An 18,074-nucleotide genomic window follows, 5' to 3' on the forward strand; every position below is an offset into this window, starting at 1 on the left:
ATATAATCATGTCCATTCGCCTCAAAGCTTCCCTGCTTGCCACCGCTGTTCTGATGGCTGCCCCTGCGGTCTCGTCAACAGCATTCGCGCAGGCCATCAGCAGCCCCAGCAACGACCAGACGCAAACGGCCAACACTGCCGCGCAGAAGGCCCAGAACTCCACCATTGATCAGCCGGCGAACCATCTTCCGACCAATCCCCGGACCATTACGGAACAGCCGGACCAGCCAGCCCCTGCGGCCCCACACGCCATGTCCAACACGTCCAAGCAGGGCAAGACAGAATACAAGAGCCATCTGAAGCGGACAAAGCAGTCTCACCTGACGGTCAAGACGAAGCCTGACACCGCACAGCCGAACTGACACAGACCAGATGCGACGGAGCCACACTTTGCGTGGCTCCGCCAAATCTCTATACCTGCTGCCATCCAAGACGGGCAGTAAGGGCCAATCATGACCACGCAGGACTACAAGGTACACGACATCTCCCTGGCAGACTGGGGCCGCAAGGAAATTTCCATCGCTGAAGGCGAAATGCCCGGCCTGATGGCACTCCGCGAAGAGTACAAGGACTCCCAGCCGCTTAAGGGCGCCCGTATCGCTGGCTGCCTCCATATGACCATCCAGACCGCCGTGCTGATCGAGACACTGACAGCTCTCGGCGCAACGGTCCGCTGGTCGTCCTGCAACATCTTCTCCACGCAGGATCACGCCGCAGCAGCCATCGCCGCCGCTGGCATTCCGGTTTTTGCCTGGAAGGGCCTGACGGAAGAAGAATTCAACTGGTGCATCGAGCAGACCATCACGGGTCCGGACGGCTGGACGCCGAACATGATCCTTGATGACGGCGGCGACCTCACGGTCATGATGCACGACCAGTTCCCGGAACTCCTGAAGGACGTCCGCGGCCTGTCTGAGGAAACGACGACGGGTGTGCATCGCCTCTGGCAGATGGCAAAGGCTGGCACGCTGAAGGTTCCGGCCATCAACGTGAACGACAGCGTCACGAAGTCCAAATTCGATAACCTGTACGGCTGCCGCGAGAGCCTGGTGGACGCCATCCGCCGCGGCACAGACGTCATGATGGCTGGCAAGGTTGCCGTGGTTGCCGGTTACGGCGACGTGGGCAAGGGTTCCGCTGCTTCCCTGCGCAACGCAGGCTGCCGCGTTCTCGTGACCGAAGTCGACCCGATCTGCGCCCTTCAGGCCGCCATGGAAGGCTATGAAGTCGTCACCATGGAAAACGCAGCACCGCGCGGCGACATTTTCGTCACCTGCACGGGCAATGTGGACATCATCACGATCGACCACATGCGCGAAATGAAGGACCGTGCGATCGTCTGCAACATCGGTCACTTCGACAGCGAAATCCAGGTTGAAGCCCTGCGCAACTATCGCTGGAACAACATCAAGCCGCAGGTTGACGAAGTCGAGCTGGCCGAAGGCCGCCGCATCATCCTGCTCTCCGAAGGCCGTCTCGTGAACCTTGGCAACGCCACGGGCCACCCGTCCTTCGTGATGTCCGCTTCCTTCACCAACCAGACGCTGGCCCAGATCGAACTCTGGACCGCCAAGCCGGGCCAGTACGAGGTGAAGGTTTACACCCTGCCAAAGGCTCTGGACGAAAAGGTTGCTGCCCTGCACCTCGCAAAGGTCGGCGCTGAACTCTCCAAGATGTCCACGAAGCAGGCTGACTACATTGGCGTTCCGGTTGCTGGTCCGTTCAAGCACGAAGAATATCGTTACTGAGCGGAACAGGTGACACGGGGTAGGCGTTGTCTACCCCGACACTGTTTTTCAAACCGTCAGGAGAATTTCCTATGGGTCTTTTCAGCTCGATCATGTCCAAGATTTTCGGACATGCAGAAGCAGCCACGCCGACAACTTCCGGCACGGCTGATGCACAGGCTTCCGCTGGCGCTCCGGCTGCCGCAGCCCCAGCGACGCCTGCAACTCCAGCCGCACCAGTAGATGTGGATGCCGTTCTTTCGGATCTGGCATCCAAGGCTGGCCAGCCGCTGAACTACAAGACCTCGATTGTGGATCTTCTGAAGCTGCTCGGCCTCGACAGTTCTCTGGAATCACGCAAGCAGCTTGCAGGCGAACTGCACTACACGGGCAGCACAGACGACTCAGCAACGATGAACGTCTGGCTCATCAAGCAGGTCTATGCCGAGCTGGCCAAGAACGGTGGTAAGGTTCCTGAAGGCTGGGCTCACTAAGCCTTTCCAAAGGATCTGTTACGAAAAAGCCCGGATGTTCTCATCCGGGCTTTTTTTATTTTTCACTGCGTAGAAAAAAGAATGGGCCGCGAAGGGGACAGTGTTAAGGCAGACGTCTCGATATCAGGAGCCCTTCCCTGACGCAGTTCTGCCAGAGACTGGTGAAAAACCCTGATCCTGACATCCCGTGAGCCATCTGCGTGACGCCAGCGTTCGAACGCCAGAACGGTATTTGGGGCCGTAGAATCCGGTTGATCGGGGAAAGACCAGTCGAGCCCAAACAGGGCCATCATCGCAGCCAGATTGGTATCGTGGCCAGCCAGAACAAGCACCTTTGTGGAAGGCGATATCCCGGGGATAGACCGAACCGGGCGATCAGACAAAAACGCACGAATACTCTCCGCCATCACCCCGTTTCTAGCGCGGGCATATTCGGGCAGACGCCTCAGAAGATGATTTTCCGCTTCATGCGCAGGCATAACAGCTTCCAGAACGTCCGGCGCATCTTTGTCAGCCACCTTGAAGTCAGCCAGAGACAAACCTTCTGCATAAGTCAGCAACAGACTTTCTGCAGCCATGCCTCCCGTTACGAAGCCGCCCTGAAGATGTGGCGTTCCTTTTTTCCACTCAATCTTCGTCGCACCTAAAAAGCATTGAGGCGACGAATTACTCTCCGAGCATGCCTCCGGCGCCATGAGCGATTGAACGGCTTTCAGAGCGTTATGAGAGGCCGGTTCGGACAATGTCTTCGTGGCGGCTACAAATTCTTGCTCCAAAACTCCACGATCAATCTGGCCGGCCTGACTTCCAAGCGCATTAAAAACCGGATCGACACCCGTCGTCGCCCACTGGGCCTTTATGGCGCATCCTGGGGCTATTTCTTTGGCCCAGACGTCCCCCGTCTGTCGCGTCCGATGATCAGCCGTATCAGCCCAGACAACAGTCTCCTGCTTCATAGTCTGACACTTCTCGGCGCCATGAAACAGAGCGCTTGCGCTATAGTTTCTCTGAACAGCCTGCACCATCGCTGCCAACGCTACGGCACCGTGCTGTGTCATTTCTCCAGGCGCTACAGACCATGTCTGCCAGGTATGACCCGTCCGATGCTGCATTTCCTGCGGTGAAAGTGTCGGACTACGGATCCCGTGTCGGCCGAGAAAAACAATTTTTTCGAGAACATCTGGCTGCGCCTGAGAGGCACAGCCCCCCAAGGCAAACAGAATAGCGAGCGAAGACAGTCGCCGCATCATGGCATCGTCGCCGTCATGTTGAAGAACACGCTCCGGCCAGCAATACGCCAGAACAGTGGGGCATCGCCATAAGACTGGTTCCCCGCAAAGTCGCTGATGGCGCGGTTGTTGAACAGGTTGGCAATTTTGATGCTTGGGGTCACGTTACTGAAAAACGAGCCAATATGATGAATGCGCCAACCCATGGCGAGATCCGCCGTCACAGTGCTTCCGATTTTGTACTGATTTTTGAAGACCGTATTATCTGCATCATCAGTCGTGCTGTCCAAGCCCCAATGCGTTCCGGCATATTTTCCCATGATTGAAAAATAGGGCCCATGCTCACTCTCATAGAGCAGCCCGAAAGACGCCAAAGCGTTTGGACTTTTGGCAACGCGAACATTGGTGTGCTTATATTTTGCGTCATTGACGCTGTAGTTCCCATAAAGGGAAAAACCGTAACCAATGACATATTGCCCTTCGAGTTCAATTCCTCGGTACACTGCTCCACCGCTGTTCACATATGTCGATGTCGTACCGATATTGGGAACCTGAATCTGCGCAGAGGCAATATAATTCGAGAAATTGATGTAATATCCATCCAGAGAAAGCATCCAGTTGCGCCCATGATATACCGATCCCACCTGATAATTCATGGTGGTTTCAGGCTTTACATTTCCAACGGAACTAACCTGAAAAACAGACAGTGGTGGCGCGAGAAAGCCGCGCGCAACCTGAGCATAAGCGCTCCAGTTTTTCATAATACGTTGATTAATTGCAATGGATGGCTGCCATGATCCATAGCTTTGCGTGTCTTTCAGTGGGAGCTTTGTCCCCTTATTAATGCCTGCATCATAATCTCTTTTGAATATGGAATATTTTACACCCGGCTTAATTGTTGCTCCTGCCCACGGATGAAAATTAAGCTCCAGATACGGTTGAATTGTCGTGTTCAGGTCTGAAATATCGTAGCTATATGCTGAACCATTTTTACCAAGAACCGGAACGGAATTCTGGCTCAGATCAATGGCATATGTATAGCGGCGATCTTTCTGAACATCCGCCCAAACCCCCAGAAGAATATCACCGTAAGACGTATGCCCCTTCAGACGAAGGGTATCGCCATATGTCCGATACGCCGCATCTGCATATTTTCCAGGAATATCGTTTTTATAAGTCGCCACCTTTTTCCCGGCGGCATTATAAAATGTCACACCGTTTGCTGCGGTATCACCTTGACTTGCGTCTGTGCTTTCAGAATAATCATGCTCAAAACCACTGGTGTAAATCTGATTTTCTAATGTGAGCCAGGACAAAAGCTTTGTCTTAAGGGAGATATAATCAAAATCAGATGTATAAACGCTTGGCTGATACCCATAATAACACTGCTTCGATGGGTCATTGCATAACCCGTAGTTCTTTCCATATTTTTTATAATCGTCCAGCGTGGCGCCCTGGGTCGTGTACTGCCATTCCTTGTTATACGTCGTTTCAATCGTAAGCGTTGTTTCTGGCGCCAGATCGATAACATCCTTGAACATCAGGTTGCTGCGACGCTCAGAAGAATTGGTCAGATAACCATTGGTTTCCTCGTGCTGCATATCGATAAAAGCACGGCCCATTCTGGTTTTGCCTGTATCGAATTCAATGCCACCTGCGCGAGTATTGAAACTACCGTACGTCCCGTAAAGCGTTGTTCCCATCCGCGCCGCTGGGTTTTTAGACGTAAATCCCATGGTTCCGCCGAACGTCGCATTTCCTATCGTTGACGCTGTGCCCGGACCACGATCAATCTGCGCCTCCCCCAGAAAGTGAGAGATAAACAGTGAGGACGTCGTATGACCCATATCCGAAGCATTTCCGAAAGGAATGCCGTCGAATGTCATATTATATTGGCCGTCCTGAAAACCACGCAGACTCATAGTTTCAGCTTTTCCCATTCCCGGACCATTCGGGTTCTGAGAAAATACGCTTGGCTGGAATTGAATAATGTCATCAACGCTGGCGAGCGGAATAATATTATTTTCCAAAAACCCCGACTGAATTTTTGATGTCGGTTGCGCAATGTCTAGCGGAACCGTTGCGGGAGCGATACGTGCAGCATGCCCAAGAACTGTGAGCTTTTCGACCTTCGGCTTTTCTTTGGATGCATCCTTTTCGGTGTCAGCCTGCTTGAGCTCTGCCGCGTTGGTCGTTGAACCAAAAAATATCGCCGCAGCCATAACGCCTGTCTGCAGGACGATTTTTTTTCTGGTACTGATCATTGGAATTGCGCGCTCCCGTGGAATAGAGAACGCTCATTACTGTTACTACCCAGCGCTGAGAACAGGAATTACCAACCTGTAATAGAAACTTCATACGGAATACCAAAATCTGTCATAAATATTATGAAACATTTTGGTGTTGGAATGTATCAGGGTAGCGGTCGCTTGTCCGCGATGGGGTCAATCTTCGGTTCCGTCAATGGGCCGGAATCCACTACAACAACCAAATCTCCTGCGATCGGGGTCGCCTCCCGGTCCTTGGGCAGGAGTGCCGCAAAGCGAGGATCATAGCTGGCCGCCTGTTCGTAAAGCGCATCTATCAGACCATAATGATCCATGAAGCGGTTCATCGTCGCTGGAATTCGGATACACCCTTCAGACGCAGAGTGACCAAGTCTCCACTCGAGAAACTGTGGGTCCGTAGCGTGAATTTCCAGCCGGATCTGCCCGGTTTCATGTTTTGGGAGCCAGCCCTTCATTGCCGTCTGCCATCCCATATCCCAAACACGAGATCCTTTGGCACCAATCCCGCGGATACCATATTTGTTTTTTGTGCCTTCAGCACGATAGCCTAAGCGGTCGGCTGAATTTTGAAATATGCCTGTCGGAGTAATGTAATAGTATTTCCGGCCTGTTGTTCCTGTTGAAACAGGAGTGCCTCCTAGGGACACCCAAGGCTCGTCTGGTAATGCCAGAACAAAATCAAGATGCTGAATACGCTCATTACGATCCACAACCATAATCAGTTGAGGACGTGATACAGGCTGATTGGCCTTTGCAACTTCAGCCTGAGCAAGAGAGACAAATGCCTCCCGACGGTCCTGCTTATAAGTCGTAAAACCCTTCACGGTCTTTGCCATCATTTTCACGAGCCGCGCAGCTTCCTTGTGGGCCTCTGCATTGCTGACGACAGGAAGTGGCGGAATCTGAACCGCAGGAACCACCGGCGTAGCATCTGTCACAGGATTACTGGCAGGCGGAGGAACAGAAACATCTCCACCTGGTGCACTCGATGCCGGAGGAGTTGGATCCGCATGTGCGCACGCTGACAACAAAGGACCGCCACCACATAATGCGGTTGTCACGACAAGAAGTCTGGCAGAGCGATACAATGTGGAAACAGGCCGCATGGACAGGATTACCCTCGGTTCATAATGGTTCAATGAACGCGGGGGATCGGCAGAACCGTCCAGCGTTCAGCGGGAGACGCCACGCCTTAACGCGCCATCTCCCCAAAAAGTCACAGGTCGAGCAACAGGCGTCTTGGATCTTCAACAAGCTGCTTCACTCTAACAAGAAAACTGACTGCTTCCCGACCATCGACAATTCGATGATCGTAGGAAAGTGCGACATACATCATTGGTCTGACAACAATCTGACCATCCCGCACAACGGGTCGATCCTGAATGGCATGCATCCCCAGAATACCCGATTGCGGCGTATTCAGAATCGGCGTGGACAGAAGTGAGCCGAAAATGCCTCCGTTCGTTATGGAAAACGTTCCAGAAGAAAGCTCATCAAGCTTGAGAGACCCAACTCTCGCACGCTTTCCATAGTCGGCAATCCGACGCTCCAATTCGGCGAAGCTCATCTGATCGGCTTCATGCAGAACCGGGACGACAAGTCCCCGCTCGGTACCCACGGCAATGCCCAGATTGACGAAATCGCGATAAACAATCTCATCGCCCTCGATCTGGGCATTAAGTGCCGGGTAATCCTTCAGCGCTCCAACAACAGCCCGGGCGAAAAATGACATGAAGCCCAACCGGGCACCGTCATGCTTTTTTTCAAACTCGTCACGATATTCTGCCCGCAGAGCTTTTGCCGCTGACATATCAATTTCATTGAACGTCGTGAGAATGGCAGCCGTATTCTGAGCTGCTTTCAGATTCCGTGCGATAGTCTGACGAAGGCGTGACATGGGAACACGACGCTCGCGACCATCATCTGCCCTTGGCGCTGAGGGAATTGGTGCTTTGGCCGGTGCAGCAACGGGTTCCGGCTTCGGAGCAGCAGCAGGCACAGGTTCGGGGGCAGGCGTGGAAACAGGCTCAGGCTTTACCGCTTCGACAGGAGCAACGGGAGCGACAGTCGGCGCTTCAGCCGTTTCGTCCACTTCTCCCAGAAGACCCCCTATTTCCACCTCTGTGCCAACCGCGATGCAATTCTCCAGACGCCCGGCGGACGGGGCAGTCACCTCAACGCTGACTTTGTCTGTCTCAAGTTCGAGAATTGTTTCATCGTGCTGAACATAGTCGCCAGACTGCTTCAGCCACCGCGCGACGATTGCGGTCGTCAGGCTTTCCCCTAGCGCCGGTACCCGGATTTCGACCGCCATCGTCACTCCTTACTTGCACAAACATCCCGATCAAGGGATGGATCTCTATAAAATTCCCGTTCCGTCGGACATACGACAGGATCACAAAAACAGGATAGTGCATCTTGCGGTCAAACGGGAGCCAGGAACTATCCCTATGCCGGGACTTTGAAAAGAAGACCAAAGGACACCGTCATGCCCCTTCCCTCGGATTATCCCGAATTTCTTGCATCCGATCATCTTTCTGGAAGGACGCGCGACATTCTCGTCACGCGCCTTGAGGACGACCTGTTACAGGCGCCACGCGTCCTTTCCCCAAAAGCCTTTGCGGTTCTTGAGGCCCTCCTGCCGGTTCTGCTTCCTCAGGAAGATATTCTGGGAAACAGTCCTCTTAATCTGGCCGTCCGCATAGATACCGCCCTTGCCGGACCACGCGACGGCTGGCGGTTTGCAGAACTTCCTCCGGACGTCACGGCGTGGGAGCAGGCATTACTGACTTTGGATGATCTCGCCAAAGCTCAGCACAGCATGCCGTTCCCGGCGCTTAATGCTTCAGCGATTGGTCAGACGCTCGATGAAATCGCGGAAGGACGCCACGGCATAAATGCGGCGAACCGCCTGACGCCTGAACAGATGCAAAAGTGGTCTTTTGATCTCCGGGCAGACGCGATTGAATGCTTCCTCGCCGATGCTCGTGTTCAGGATGCGCTAGGAATTTCCGCCAACCTCAACGGTGGGGATGGTGTGTTCCAAGGGTTCCAGACTGTTGATGCCAATGAGCGGGAATCCTTCGAACCTTCACCCAAAATCCCTTCAGCCAAACCGTGAGACAAGACCCTTCCATGAAGACCTATGCCGAAACAGAGATTCTGGACGTCATTGTCATCGGGAGTGGCGCAGGCGGCGCTCCTCTTGCCGCTCGTCTGGCCCAGGCCGGAAAGAGTGTCCTGGTCCTTGAAGCTGGCCCGAACTTTTCACCCTCCCGTTATACATCTGACGAGATCGAGGCGCGCGAAATCTACTGGCTGCATGAACGTCTGTCTGGTGGCCGCAATCCTCAACCTTTCGGTGGAAATAATAGTGGCACTGGCGTGGGCGGCTCCCTGCTGCATTATGGTGCTTTTCTACCCCGCCCTCATGCTGGCGATTTTCGGCTTCATACTGAAACCGGCCGCAGTGTGGATTGGCCCTTTTCTTATGAAGAACTCCTCCCCTACATAGAAGAGGTTGAAACCTTCATTGGTGTCTCGGGTCCATCCAACTATCCATGGGATCCTACCCGGCGTTATGCCTACGCCCCTCCACCAGCCAATCCGGCTGCGATGAAGATGCGGGAAGCTTGCGACGCCGTTGGTATTCGTCATGCTGATGGACCAACGGCTCTCATTACGCGTGATTTCAACCAGCCTCATTTTGGAACTCGTAAAGCGTGTGCAAATTGCGGCGCATGTCATCAGGGCTGCCGCAACGGGGCCAAGTCAGGCGCAGACAATACGTGGCTTCCGCTTGCTGTCGCGCATGGTGCTGAAATTCGCTCTGGGTGCCACGTCCATACAATCGAGACGAACCAGGCTGGGCGCGTCACCGGCGTCGTCTACACCCGAAACGGTGAAAATGTCCGTCAACGCTGTGAGCGCCTTGTTCTGTCTGCCGGTGCTGTCGAAACGGCAAGACTGCTATTGCACAACGAACTGGCAAACAGCTCTGGACAGGTCGGTGAAAACTACATGACCCATATCTCGACGCAGATCTGGGGAGAAATTGATGAGGAGGTACGCCCCAACCGGGGTTATCCGTCCCTCACAATCACAGAAGACATGATGCGTCCCAAAGATGCCGATTTTGCGGGGGGCTATTTGATCCAGTCTCTCGGAATGATGCCGATCACCTGGGCCTCCAACATTGCACGTGGGTCAAACCGTCGTGGAGCAGATCTCGTAAGAACATTGGCCGGGTACAACCGCAGTATCGGCATGGGGATTCACGGCGACTGCATGCCCAGCCCTGAAAACCGGGTTGTTCTGTCAGATGAAAAGGATGCCCTGGGCCTGCCAAAGCCACTGATTACCCACAGCTACGGCCCGAACGAGCTGGCAATGCACGCTCATGCATCGCGTCTGTTAACGCGCATGTGGCAAGCCATCGGAGCCAAGGATCTACGTCTTCTTGATCGGGCAGCCCATATGATGGGAACGGCACGGATGGGGACGGAGTCCGGCTCTGCTGTCGTCACCCCATACGGTCAGAGTTTTGATATCGACAACCTCTGGATCAGCGATCATTCAACCTTTCCCAGTGCCACGGCAGCCAATCCGGCCCTGACCATTATGGCCCTGTCTTTGCGCACCGCAGATGCCATGCTGAAAAACTGATTTATATCAAAGTGCCACCCCGGAGCGCACGAGGCTTGACACCCCTTTGTGCGCTCCGGTAATTCGAGCGTGACTTCTTGGTGGCTATCAGCTGCCCGGTCTCCTTTCCTAACCGGATGATGCCCGTTTGCGATGCCCGGCCCTTCATGGGTGCCAGACATCCCGAACCACTGCTTCCGATCCAGTTCTTGCATCAGGCAGGCACATCCTCCCCCATTAAGGTCTGCCCAAAGGGCACATAAGGCGCGTCTTTCATGCATCTCGCCGAACTCAAGAAAAAATCTCCGGCCGATCTGCTGGCTTATGCAGAGGAACTGGAGATCGAGAACGTCTCGTCCATGCGCAAGCAGGACATCATGTTTGCCATCCTCAAGACCCTTGCCGAGCGCGATCAGGCGATCTACGGCGAAGGGACGCTGGAAATCCTGCCAGACGGTTTTGGATTCCTGCGCAGCCCGGAAGCAAATTACCTTCCTGGCCCTGACGACATCTATATTTCCCCAACTCAGGTTCGTCGCTTCGGCCTCCGCCCTGGCGATACCGTCGAAGGCCAGATCCGTGCGCCTCGCGACGGAGAGCGTTACTTCGCTCTGCTGAAGGTCAACACCATCAACTTCGAGGACCCGGACGTTGTCCGGACTCGTATCAACTTTGACAATCTGACGCCGCTCTACCCTGAGCGCCGCCTGAAGATGGAAGTTGAGCAGTCCGAGCCAGCCGCCAGCGAGTCTTCTCCGCGCAGCAAGGGCAAAAAGGACCAGCGCGACTACACCCCGCGTGTAATCGATCTGGTGACGCCAATCGGCATGGGCCAGCGCGCCCTGATCGTTGCTCCGCCCCGTACGGGTAAGACCGTGATGCTCCAGAGCATCGCTGCGTCCATTTCAGCCAATCATCCTGAAGTCTTCCTGATCGTTCTTCTGATTGATGAGCGTCCGGAAGAAGTGACGGACATGGCGCGCTCGGTGCGTGGTGAAGTCGTGTCCTCCACCTTCGACGAACCGGCAACACGCCACGTTCAGGTGACGGAAATGGTTCTCGAAAAGGCCAAGCGCCTTGTCGAGCACAAGCGCGACGTGGTCATCCTGCTGGATTCCATTACGCGTCTTGCCCGCGCCTACAACACCGTCGTTCCTTCATCGGGCAAGGTGCTGACAGGTGGTGTGGACGCAAACGCCCTGCAGCGCCCCAAGCGCTTCTTCGGTGCGGCCCGTAACATTGAAGAGGGTGGCTCGCTCACCATCATCGCCACTGCGCTGATCGATACCGGTTCGCGCATGGATGAAGTGATCTTCGAAGAGTTCAAGGGCACCGGTAACGCCGAGCTCATCCTGGATCGCAAGCTGGCTGACAAGCGCACCTTCCCGGCCATTGACATCACCAAGTCGGGCACGCGTAAGGAAGAGCTCCTTGTTGAGCGCGGTGAGCTTTCCAAAATGTGGGTCCTGCGTCGCATCCTTGCCCCGATGGGCACGATGGATGCCATGGACTTCCTGCTGGACAAGCTCAAGTACAGCAAGTCCAATCAGGACTTCTTCGACGCGATGAACAACTGATCCTGTTGTTTGCGTCACAAAAAAAGGGGAGCCATGGCTCCCCTTTTTTATTGGACTTTCTCACTCACCCTTTTCGAGATTGAGGAGAATTCTCTTGTCTACAACACCATTCAGCCCCGAATAGCCTCCAAGCCCGTTCGTTCCCACAACACGATGACACGGGATCAGAACAGGGATCGGATTCGCGCCCATTGCTCCGCCTATGGACCGGGCTGATCCACCAGCCTGTGCCGCAATCTGGGCGTATGTCCGGGTCTCTCCGTAGGGGATTTCAAGGATTGCCTGCCAGACCTTCTGGCGATACGGCGTGCCATATGGAGAAAATGGCAGACTGGAAAAATCTACCTTTTCGCCATCGAAATACTGTTCGAGCAGATCCCGAACTTTTACGAGGAGCGGAGTTTCCTCCTGATCGCGTCCCCATCCCCAGTCGAGAGCGACAATACGCCCTTCGTCTTCACTGATGGTAAGGGCTCCAAGAGGAGAATAACAGGATAGCTGTGGCATACAGCTAGGCTGCCTGATGCCTTGGAAAGCGTCAATCATGCTTCCCTAAAAGAGTCCCGATCAAAAAAACGTATGCATGCTCTGCATATTCCGGGAAGCCGATATTCTCAAATAACATATGGAACTATTTTCGTATTCTTTCCTGAAATACTCTGCAATCTGTTGGGAAATAGCCATTCGTGTGTCAAAACTGCGACAGGATCGCTCAGATACAGGTCATTAGTTTTTGAGAACAATTCTCATCTAGTTGTTTTTCGATTTTTGTCAGCATAACGCTCACGGAAACGTCAGAAGCTCAGTTTTCTATAAACAATAAGATAAGGAGTAGTAAGTTCTCGTGATGCTGGTTTTCCAGGCAACTTCAAAAACTGATGATTCCTTACCTGTAAGGCATCCATCAGGACTTGAGCGGTCCGGAATATCAGCAGTAAGAACAGTCTTTGCAAAAAGGACAGTCGGATCATGGTTTCTGGTCTACTGACGCCGATCAACGTTACGAAGAAGCGCCTTCTGGGCTGCGCGGCCGCACTGGCATTCTGCGCAGCTTCCCCTCTTGCCCTCGCTGAGGACACCGGTACCGCCATCACCAATGCCGACCAGCATCCAGGAGACTGGATGAGCTATGGTCGGACCTACTCCGAGCAGCGCTATAGCCCCCTGGACCAGATCACCAAGGACAATGCCGGCAATCTGAAACTGGCATGGCACTATGACCTGGATACCAACCGTGGGCAGGAAGGTACGCCGCTGATCATCGATGGCGTCATGTATGCCACGACCAACTGGAGCAAGATGAAAGCTCTGGATGCAGCAACAGGCAAGCTGCTCTGGTCCTATGATCCAAAAGTTCCCGGCAACATTGCTGACCGTGGCTGCTGCGATACGGTCAACCGTGGTGCGGCTTACTGGAACGGCAAGGTCTATTTTGGCACGTTCGACGGTCGTCTGATCGCTCTGGACGCCAAGACCGGCAAGCTGGTCTGGAGCGTTTATACCGTTCCCAAGGAAGCACAGCTCGGTCATCAGCGCTCTTACACGCTTGATGGCGCTCCGCGTATTGCCAAGGGCAAGGTCATCGTCGGTAACGGTGGCGCAGAATTTGGCGCCCGTGGCTTCGTGACAGCGTATGACGCTGAAACGGGTAAGGTGGACTGGCGCTTCTTCACTGTTCCAAACCCCGACAATAAGCCGGACGGCGCAGCTTCTGACGATGTGCTGATGTCCAAGGCTTACCCGACATGGGGCAAGGGCGGCGCATGGAAGCAGCAGGGCGGCGGCGGTACCGTCTGGGATTCGCTGATCTATGACCCGGTCACAGATCTCGTTTACCTGGGCGTCGGTAACGGCTCACCATGGAACTACAAGTTCCGGTCTGAAGGAAAAGGAAACAACCTCTTCCTCGGCAGCATCGTGGCCATCAATCCTGATACCGGCAAATACGTCTGGCATTTCCAGGAAACGCCGATGGACCAGTGGGATTACACCTCGGTTCAGCAGATCATGGCGCTCGACATGCCGATCAATGGCGAAATGCGCCATGTGCTCGTTCATGCGCCAAAGAACGGCTTTTTCTATATCCTCGATGCCAAGACCGGTAAGTTCATTTCCGGCAAACCTTACACCTACGAGAACTGGGCCAATGGTCTGGACCCTGTAACGGGCCGTCCGAACTATAATCCCGACGCTCTGTGGACGCTGAACGGCAAGCCCTGGTACGGCATTCCGGGCGATCTGGGTGGCCATAACTTTGCTGCCATGGCTTACAGCCCGCAGACGAAGCTGGTTTACATCCCGGCTCAGCAGGTACCGTTCGTCTATGACCCGCAGAAGGGTGGCTTCAAAGCTCACCACGATAGCTGGAACCTTGGTCTGGACATGAACAAGATCGGCCTGCTGGATGACAACGATCCGCAGCACAAGGCTGACAAAGCCCAGTTCCTGAAAGATCTGAAGGGCTGGATCGTGGCCTGGGATCCGCAGAAGCAGCAGGCAGCGTTCACGGTTGACCACAAGGGTCCGTGGAATGGTGGCCTTCTTGCCACAGCCGGCGGCGTGCTGTTCCAGGGTCTCGCGACCGGTGAATTCCATGCCTACGATGCCACGACAGGCAAGGATCTGTTCAAGTTCCCAGCCCAGAGCGCCATCATTGCTCCTCCTGTGACCTATACGGCTCACGGCAAGCAGTATGTTGCGGTTGAAGTGGGTTGGGGCGGTATCTATCCGTTCTTCCTCGGTGGCGTAGCTCGGACATCCGGCTGGACCGTCAACCACTCACGGATCATCGCCTTCGCTCTTGATGGCAACGACAAGCTGCCTGCCAAGAACGAGCTTGGATTTGTTCCGGTGAAGCCGCCTGAGAAGTGGGATGAAGCCAAGACCAAGGACGGCTACTTCCAGTTCCAGACCTATTGCGCTGCCTGCCACGGCGACAACAGCATCTCTGGCGGCGTTCTGCCTGACCTGCGTTGGTCCGGTGCGATCCGCGGGCCTGAAAAGTTCTACAAGCTCGTCGGCAAGGGTGCTCTGACGGCCTACGGTATGGATCGTTTCGACACGTCCATGTCTCCGGCTGAAATCGAAGACATCCGCAACTTCATCGTAAAGCGCGCCAACGAGTCCTACGCAGACGAAGTCAAGGCCCGAGAGAATGAGGCAGGCGTCCCGAACGGCGAATTCCTCAACGTCCCTCAGGGTCCGGTTGCGCCTGCAACGCCGGACCATCCGTGACGGGAAACCGTCACGCTGAAAGGAATGACGTGACATGCTCAAGGCATTAACTCGGGACAGACTGGTATCTGAGATGAAACAGGGATGGAAATTCGCGGCCGCAGTCGGCCTTATGGCAGTGTCTTTTGGCGCTGCCCAAGCCCAGGACGCTGATGACGCCCTGATTCAGCGCGGTGCCTACGTGGCCCGCCTGTCTGACTGCGTTGCCTGTCATACAAGCCTGCACGGTCAGCCTTTTGCTGGTGGTCTGGAGATCAAGAGCCCGATCGGCACGATCTACTCCACCAACATCACGCCTGACCCGACATACGGTATTGGCAGCTACACACTGGAAGACTTCACCAAGGCGATCCGCAAGGGTATCCGCAAGGACGGCGCGACGGTTTATCCGGCCATGCCGTATCCTGAGTTTGCCCGCCTGTCTGACGACGACATCAAGGCCATGTATGCCTTCTTCATGCATGGCGTGAAGCCGGTCGCCCTTCAGAACAAGCAGCCGGACATCTCCTGGCCGATGAACATGCGCTGGCCGCTGGCCATCTGGCGCGCCATGTTCGTTCCAACCGTTACACCGGGTCTGGACAAGAGCATCTCCGATCCGGAAGTGGCTCGCGGCGAATATCTGGTGAACGGCCCGGGCCATTGCGGCGAGTGTCATACACCTCGTGGCATGGCCATGCAGGTCAAGGGTTACACGGCCAAGGACGGCAATGCTTACCTGTCCGGTGGTGCCCCCATTGACAACTGGATTGCACCAAGCCTGCGCAGCAACAGCGACACAGGTCTGGGCCGCTGGTCTGAAGACGATATTGCTGAATTCCTGAAGAGCGGCCGTATCGACCATTCCGCCGTCTTCGGTGGGATGGCTGACGTGGTGGCCTACAGCACGCAGCATTGGACTGATGACGATCTGCACGCCACAGCCAAGTACCTGAAGAGCATGCCTGCCGTGCCGGAAGGCAAGAACCTTGGTCAGGACGATGGCAAGGCAACAGCCCTGCTGGAAGCTGGCGGTAAGGGTGATGCAGGTGCAGAGGTTTACCTGCATAACTGCGCCATCTGCCATATGAATGACGGTACAGGCGTCAACCGTATGTTCCCGCCTCTGGCTGGCAATCCGGTTGTCATCACCGACAATGCAACGTCGATGGCTAACATCGTGACCTTCGGCGGCATTCTGCCTCCGACGAACACAGCACCATCTGCTGTTGCCATGCCGGGCTTCCGCGATCATCTGTCTGACCAGCAGATCGCTGATGCCGTTAACTTCATGCGCAAGAGCTGGGGCAACCAGGCTCCAGGCACGCTATCTGCCGCAGACATCCGTAAGCTCCGTACAACAGGTGCTCCGGTTTCCACAGCAGGCTGGAACGTGTCATCCAGAGGCTGGATGGCTTACATGCCACAGCCTTACGGCGAAGGCTGGACCTTCTCCCCGCAGACGCATACGGGTGTGGACGAGGCTCAATAAGCCTCTTCTGACCCTATCGGTCTGACAGGAACGGGCGGTCCGGAAACGGGCCGCCCGTTTTCTTTTGTGGAGGCCGATTTCACATGACGACGTCCTGCATTACATAAAGGGGCATGAACCCCTTTTCTTCCTCGGACCCTCAGGTCATTTTTGCTCTGGCCACAGGCGCAGGCCGCGCAGCGATCGCCATCATGCGCGCCAGCGGACCGGGAAGCGCCTCTATTCTCCAAAGCCTGTGCGGGTCCTTGCCCGAACCTCGGCGTGCCAGCCTCCGAAGCCTTCGCCATCAGGGCGAGGTGATGGATCATGCTGTGGTGCTTTGGCTGCCAGGGCCAAAATCGTACACCGGAGAAGATGGGTTCGAGCTACACCTGCATGCAGGTCCGGCCGTTATTGCGTGTGTCGCTGACGCCCTGACGGATCTGGGCGCCCGTCCTGCAGAGCCGGGAGAATTTACAAAGCGCGCCGTGCAGAAGGGCCGACTGGATCTCCTGCAAGCAGAAGCCATCGCAGACCTCGTCGATTCCGAGACTGAAAGCCAGCGCAAACAGGCCCTACAACAAGCCGATGGGGCGCTAAGCCGCCTTTATGATGGATGGGCTCAACGATTAAGGCTTGTTCTGGCCCATCAGGAAGCTCTGATCGACTTTCCTGATGAAGACCTTCCCCCCGAGGTGGAACACACTCTTCTGGCCGAGATGTCAGCTCTACATAACGAGATGTCCGCTCATCTTCAGGACAACCGTGGAGAACTGATGCGACAAGGGCTGACGGTCGTGATCGCAGGCTCGCCAAACGTTGGAAAATCAAGCCTTCTCAATGCGTTATCAGGATATGACGCAGCTATTGTCACTCACCGTGCAGGAACAACACGGGATGCCATTGCAGTAGACTGGGTTCTGGATGGCGTTCGTCTTCGTCTGATCGACACCGCCGGGCTGCGGGAAACTGAAGATGAGATTGAGGCGGAAGGTATTCGCCGGGCACTGTTTCACGTGAAACAGGCGGACGTTATTCTGCACCTCATTGGGCCAGATGAAGCAGCCGAGGCTTTGTCTTCCGATGAAATTGCAGTCCGAACAAAAATCGACATCGCACCAGCGCCCCCGAACATGCTAGGCATCAGCACCCAGACGGGTGAAGGTCTGTCAGAACTACAAGCTTTCCTGACCCAACGGGTCTCTGCGATGACGGCCAATGCCGGAGCACCGCCTTTGACCCGTGCTCGCCACCGTGCAGGCATTCAGGAAGCTGTTACGCACCTGGATCTCGCCCGAGGTGCCACGTGGCCCGAGTTGCGCGGAGAAGAGTTACGCCTGTCCATGCAGGCTCTGGGACGTCTGACAGGACGTGTTGATGTTGAATCCCTGCTCGATGCAATTTTCGGGCAGTTCTGTATCGGGAAGTAAG

At 55.1% G+C, this 18,074-nt stretch carries 14 protein-coding genes; 9 read left to right on the plus strand and 5 right to left on the minus strand.

The window, feature by feature from the left end; translation table 11 throughout:
- Positions 1-8 precede the first annotated feature (8 nt).
- The 3 genes from M2305_RS06255 (at position 9) to M2305_RS06265 (ending at position 2,221) form a co-directional block, all read left to right on the plus strand.
- Entirely contained in the window at positions 9-362 is a 354-nt protein-coding gene (locus tag M2305_RS06255; RefSeq protein ID WP_099211936.1) for a hypothetical protein, read from the plus strand.
- A 90-nt stretch (positions 363-452) separates the two neighbouring features.
- Positions 453-1,748, plus strand: coding sequence for an adenosylhomocysteinase (gene ahcY / locus M2305_RS06260; protein WP_086634722.1), 1,296 nt, complete (start codon positions 453-455; stop codon positions 1,746-1,748).
- Between the two features lie 71 nt (positions 1,749-1,819).
- The gene (locus M2305_RS06265) at positions 1,820-2,221 is read left to right on the plus strand and encodes a DUF3597 domain-containing protein (protein ID WP_086634721.1); all 402 of its coding nucleotides are present in this window, start codon (positions 1,820-1,822) and stop codon (positions 2,219-2,221) included.
- Positions 2,222-2,283: 62 nt separating this feature from the next.
- Here the strand turns inward: M2305_RS06265 and M2305_RS06270 are convergent, their stop codons facing one another.
- The 4 genes from M2305_RS06270 to sucB form a co-directional block, all read right to left on the minus strand.
- On the minus strand, positions 2,284-3,471 hold the full coding sequence (locus tag M2305_RS06270; RefSeq protein ID WP_264648869.1) for a histidine-type phosphatase: 1,188 nt from the start codon (positions 3,469-3,471) through the stop codon (positions 2,284-2,286).
- Positions 3,468-5,714: a TonB-dependent receptor gene (locus M2305_RS06275; RefSeq protein ID WP_264648870.1), complete on the minus strand. Its 2,247-nt coding sequence runs from the start codon at positions 5,712-5,714 to the stop codon at positions 3,468-3,470. Before M2305_RS06275 ends, M2305_RS06270 begins: the two co-directional genes overlap by 4 nt.
- 149 nt (positions 5,715-5,863) lie before the next feature.
- Positions 5,864-6,844, minus strand: coding sequence for a L,D-transpeptidase (locus tag M2305_RS06280; RefSeq protein ID WP_211495708.1), 981 nt, complete (start codon positions 6,842-6,844; stop codon positions 5,864-5,866).
- A gap of 110 nt (positions 6,845-6,954) precedes the next feature.
- A complete protein-coding gene (gene sucB / locus M2305_RS06285; protein WP_264648871.1) occupies positions 6,955-8,052 on the minus strand; it encodes a dihydrolipoyllysine-residue succinyltransferase in 1,098 nt (365 codons plus the stop codon).
- Between the two features lie 174 nt (positions 8,053-8,226).
- On the opposite strand from sucB, the gene M2305_RS06290 reads away from it, so the two are divergent.
- The 3 genes from M2305_RS06290 (at position 8,227) to rho (ending at position 11,959) form a co-directional block, all read left to right on the plus strand.
- Entirely contained in the window at positions 8,227-8,859 is a 633-nt protein-coding gene (locus M2305_RS06290) for a gluconate 2-dehydrogenase subunit 3 family protein (protein WP_264648872.1), read from the plus strand.
- A gap of 14 nt (positions 8,860-8,873) precedes the next feature.
- On the plus strand, positions 8,874-10,403 hold the full coding sequence (locus M2305_RS06295) for a GMC family oxidoreductase (RefSeq protein ID WP_264648873.1): 1,530 nt from the start codon (positions 8,874-8,876) through the stop codon (positions 10,401-10,403).
- 254 nt (positions 10,404-10,657) lie between these two features.
- Positions 10,658-11,959, plus strand: a complete 1,302-nt coding sequence (rho, locus tag M2305_RS06300) for a transcription termination factor Rho (RefSeq protein ID WP_046900397.1) — start codon at positions 10,658-10,660, stop codon at positions 11,957-11,959.
- Positions 11,960-12,019: 60 nt separating this feature from the next.
- Here rho and M2305_RS06305 read toward each other — a convergent pair whose 3' ends face one another.
- Positions 12,020-12,505, minus strand: coding sequence for a methylated-DNA--[protein]-cysteine S-methyltransferase (locus M2305_RS06305; protein ID WP_046900398.1), 486 nt, complete (start codon positions 12,503-12,505; stop codon positions 12,020-12,022).
- A gap of 423 nt (positions 12,506-12,928) precedes the next feature.
- Here M2305_RS06305 and M2305_RS06310 point away from each other — a divergent pair, with 423 nt between their 5' ends.
- The 3 genes from M2305_RS06310 (at position 12,929) to mnmE (ending at position 18,073) form a co-directional block, all read left to right on the plus strand.
- Positions 12,929-15,193: a PQQ-dependent dehydrogenase, methanol/ethanol family gene (locus M2305_RS06310; protein WP_099211272.1), complete on the plus strand. Its 2,265-nt coding sequence runs from the start codon at positions 12,929-12,931 to the stop codon at positions 15,191-15,193.
- Positions 15,194-15,227: 34 nt separating this feature from the next.
- Positions 15,228-16,664 carry a cytochrome c gene (locus tag M2305_RS06315; protein ID WP_046900400.1) on the plus strand — a complete coding sequence of 479 codons (1,437 nt, stop codon included), beginning with the start codon at positions 15,228-15,230 and terminating at the stop codon, positions 16,662-16,664.
- 113 nt (positions 16,665-16,777) lie between these two features.
- Complete coding sequence (mnmE, locus tag M2305_RS06320; protein ID WP_264648874.1) at positions 16,778-18,073, plus strand: tRNA uridine-5-carboxymethylaminomethyl(34) synthesis GTPase MnmE; 1,296 nt, start codon at positions 16,778-16,780, stop codon at positions 18,071-18,073.
- Position 18,074 lies beyond the last annotated feature (1 nt).

The sequence above is a fragment of the Gluconobacter cerinus genome (genome assembly GCF_025961355.1).
Classification (GTDB): Bacteria; Pseudomonadota; Alphaproteobacteria; order Acetobacterales; family Acetobacteraceae; genus Gluconobacter; species Gluconobacter cerinus.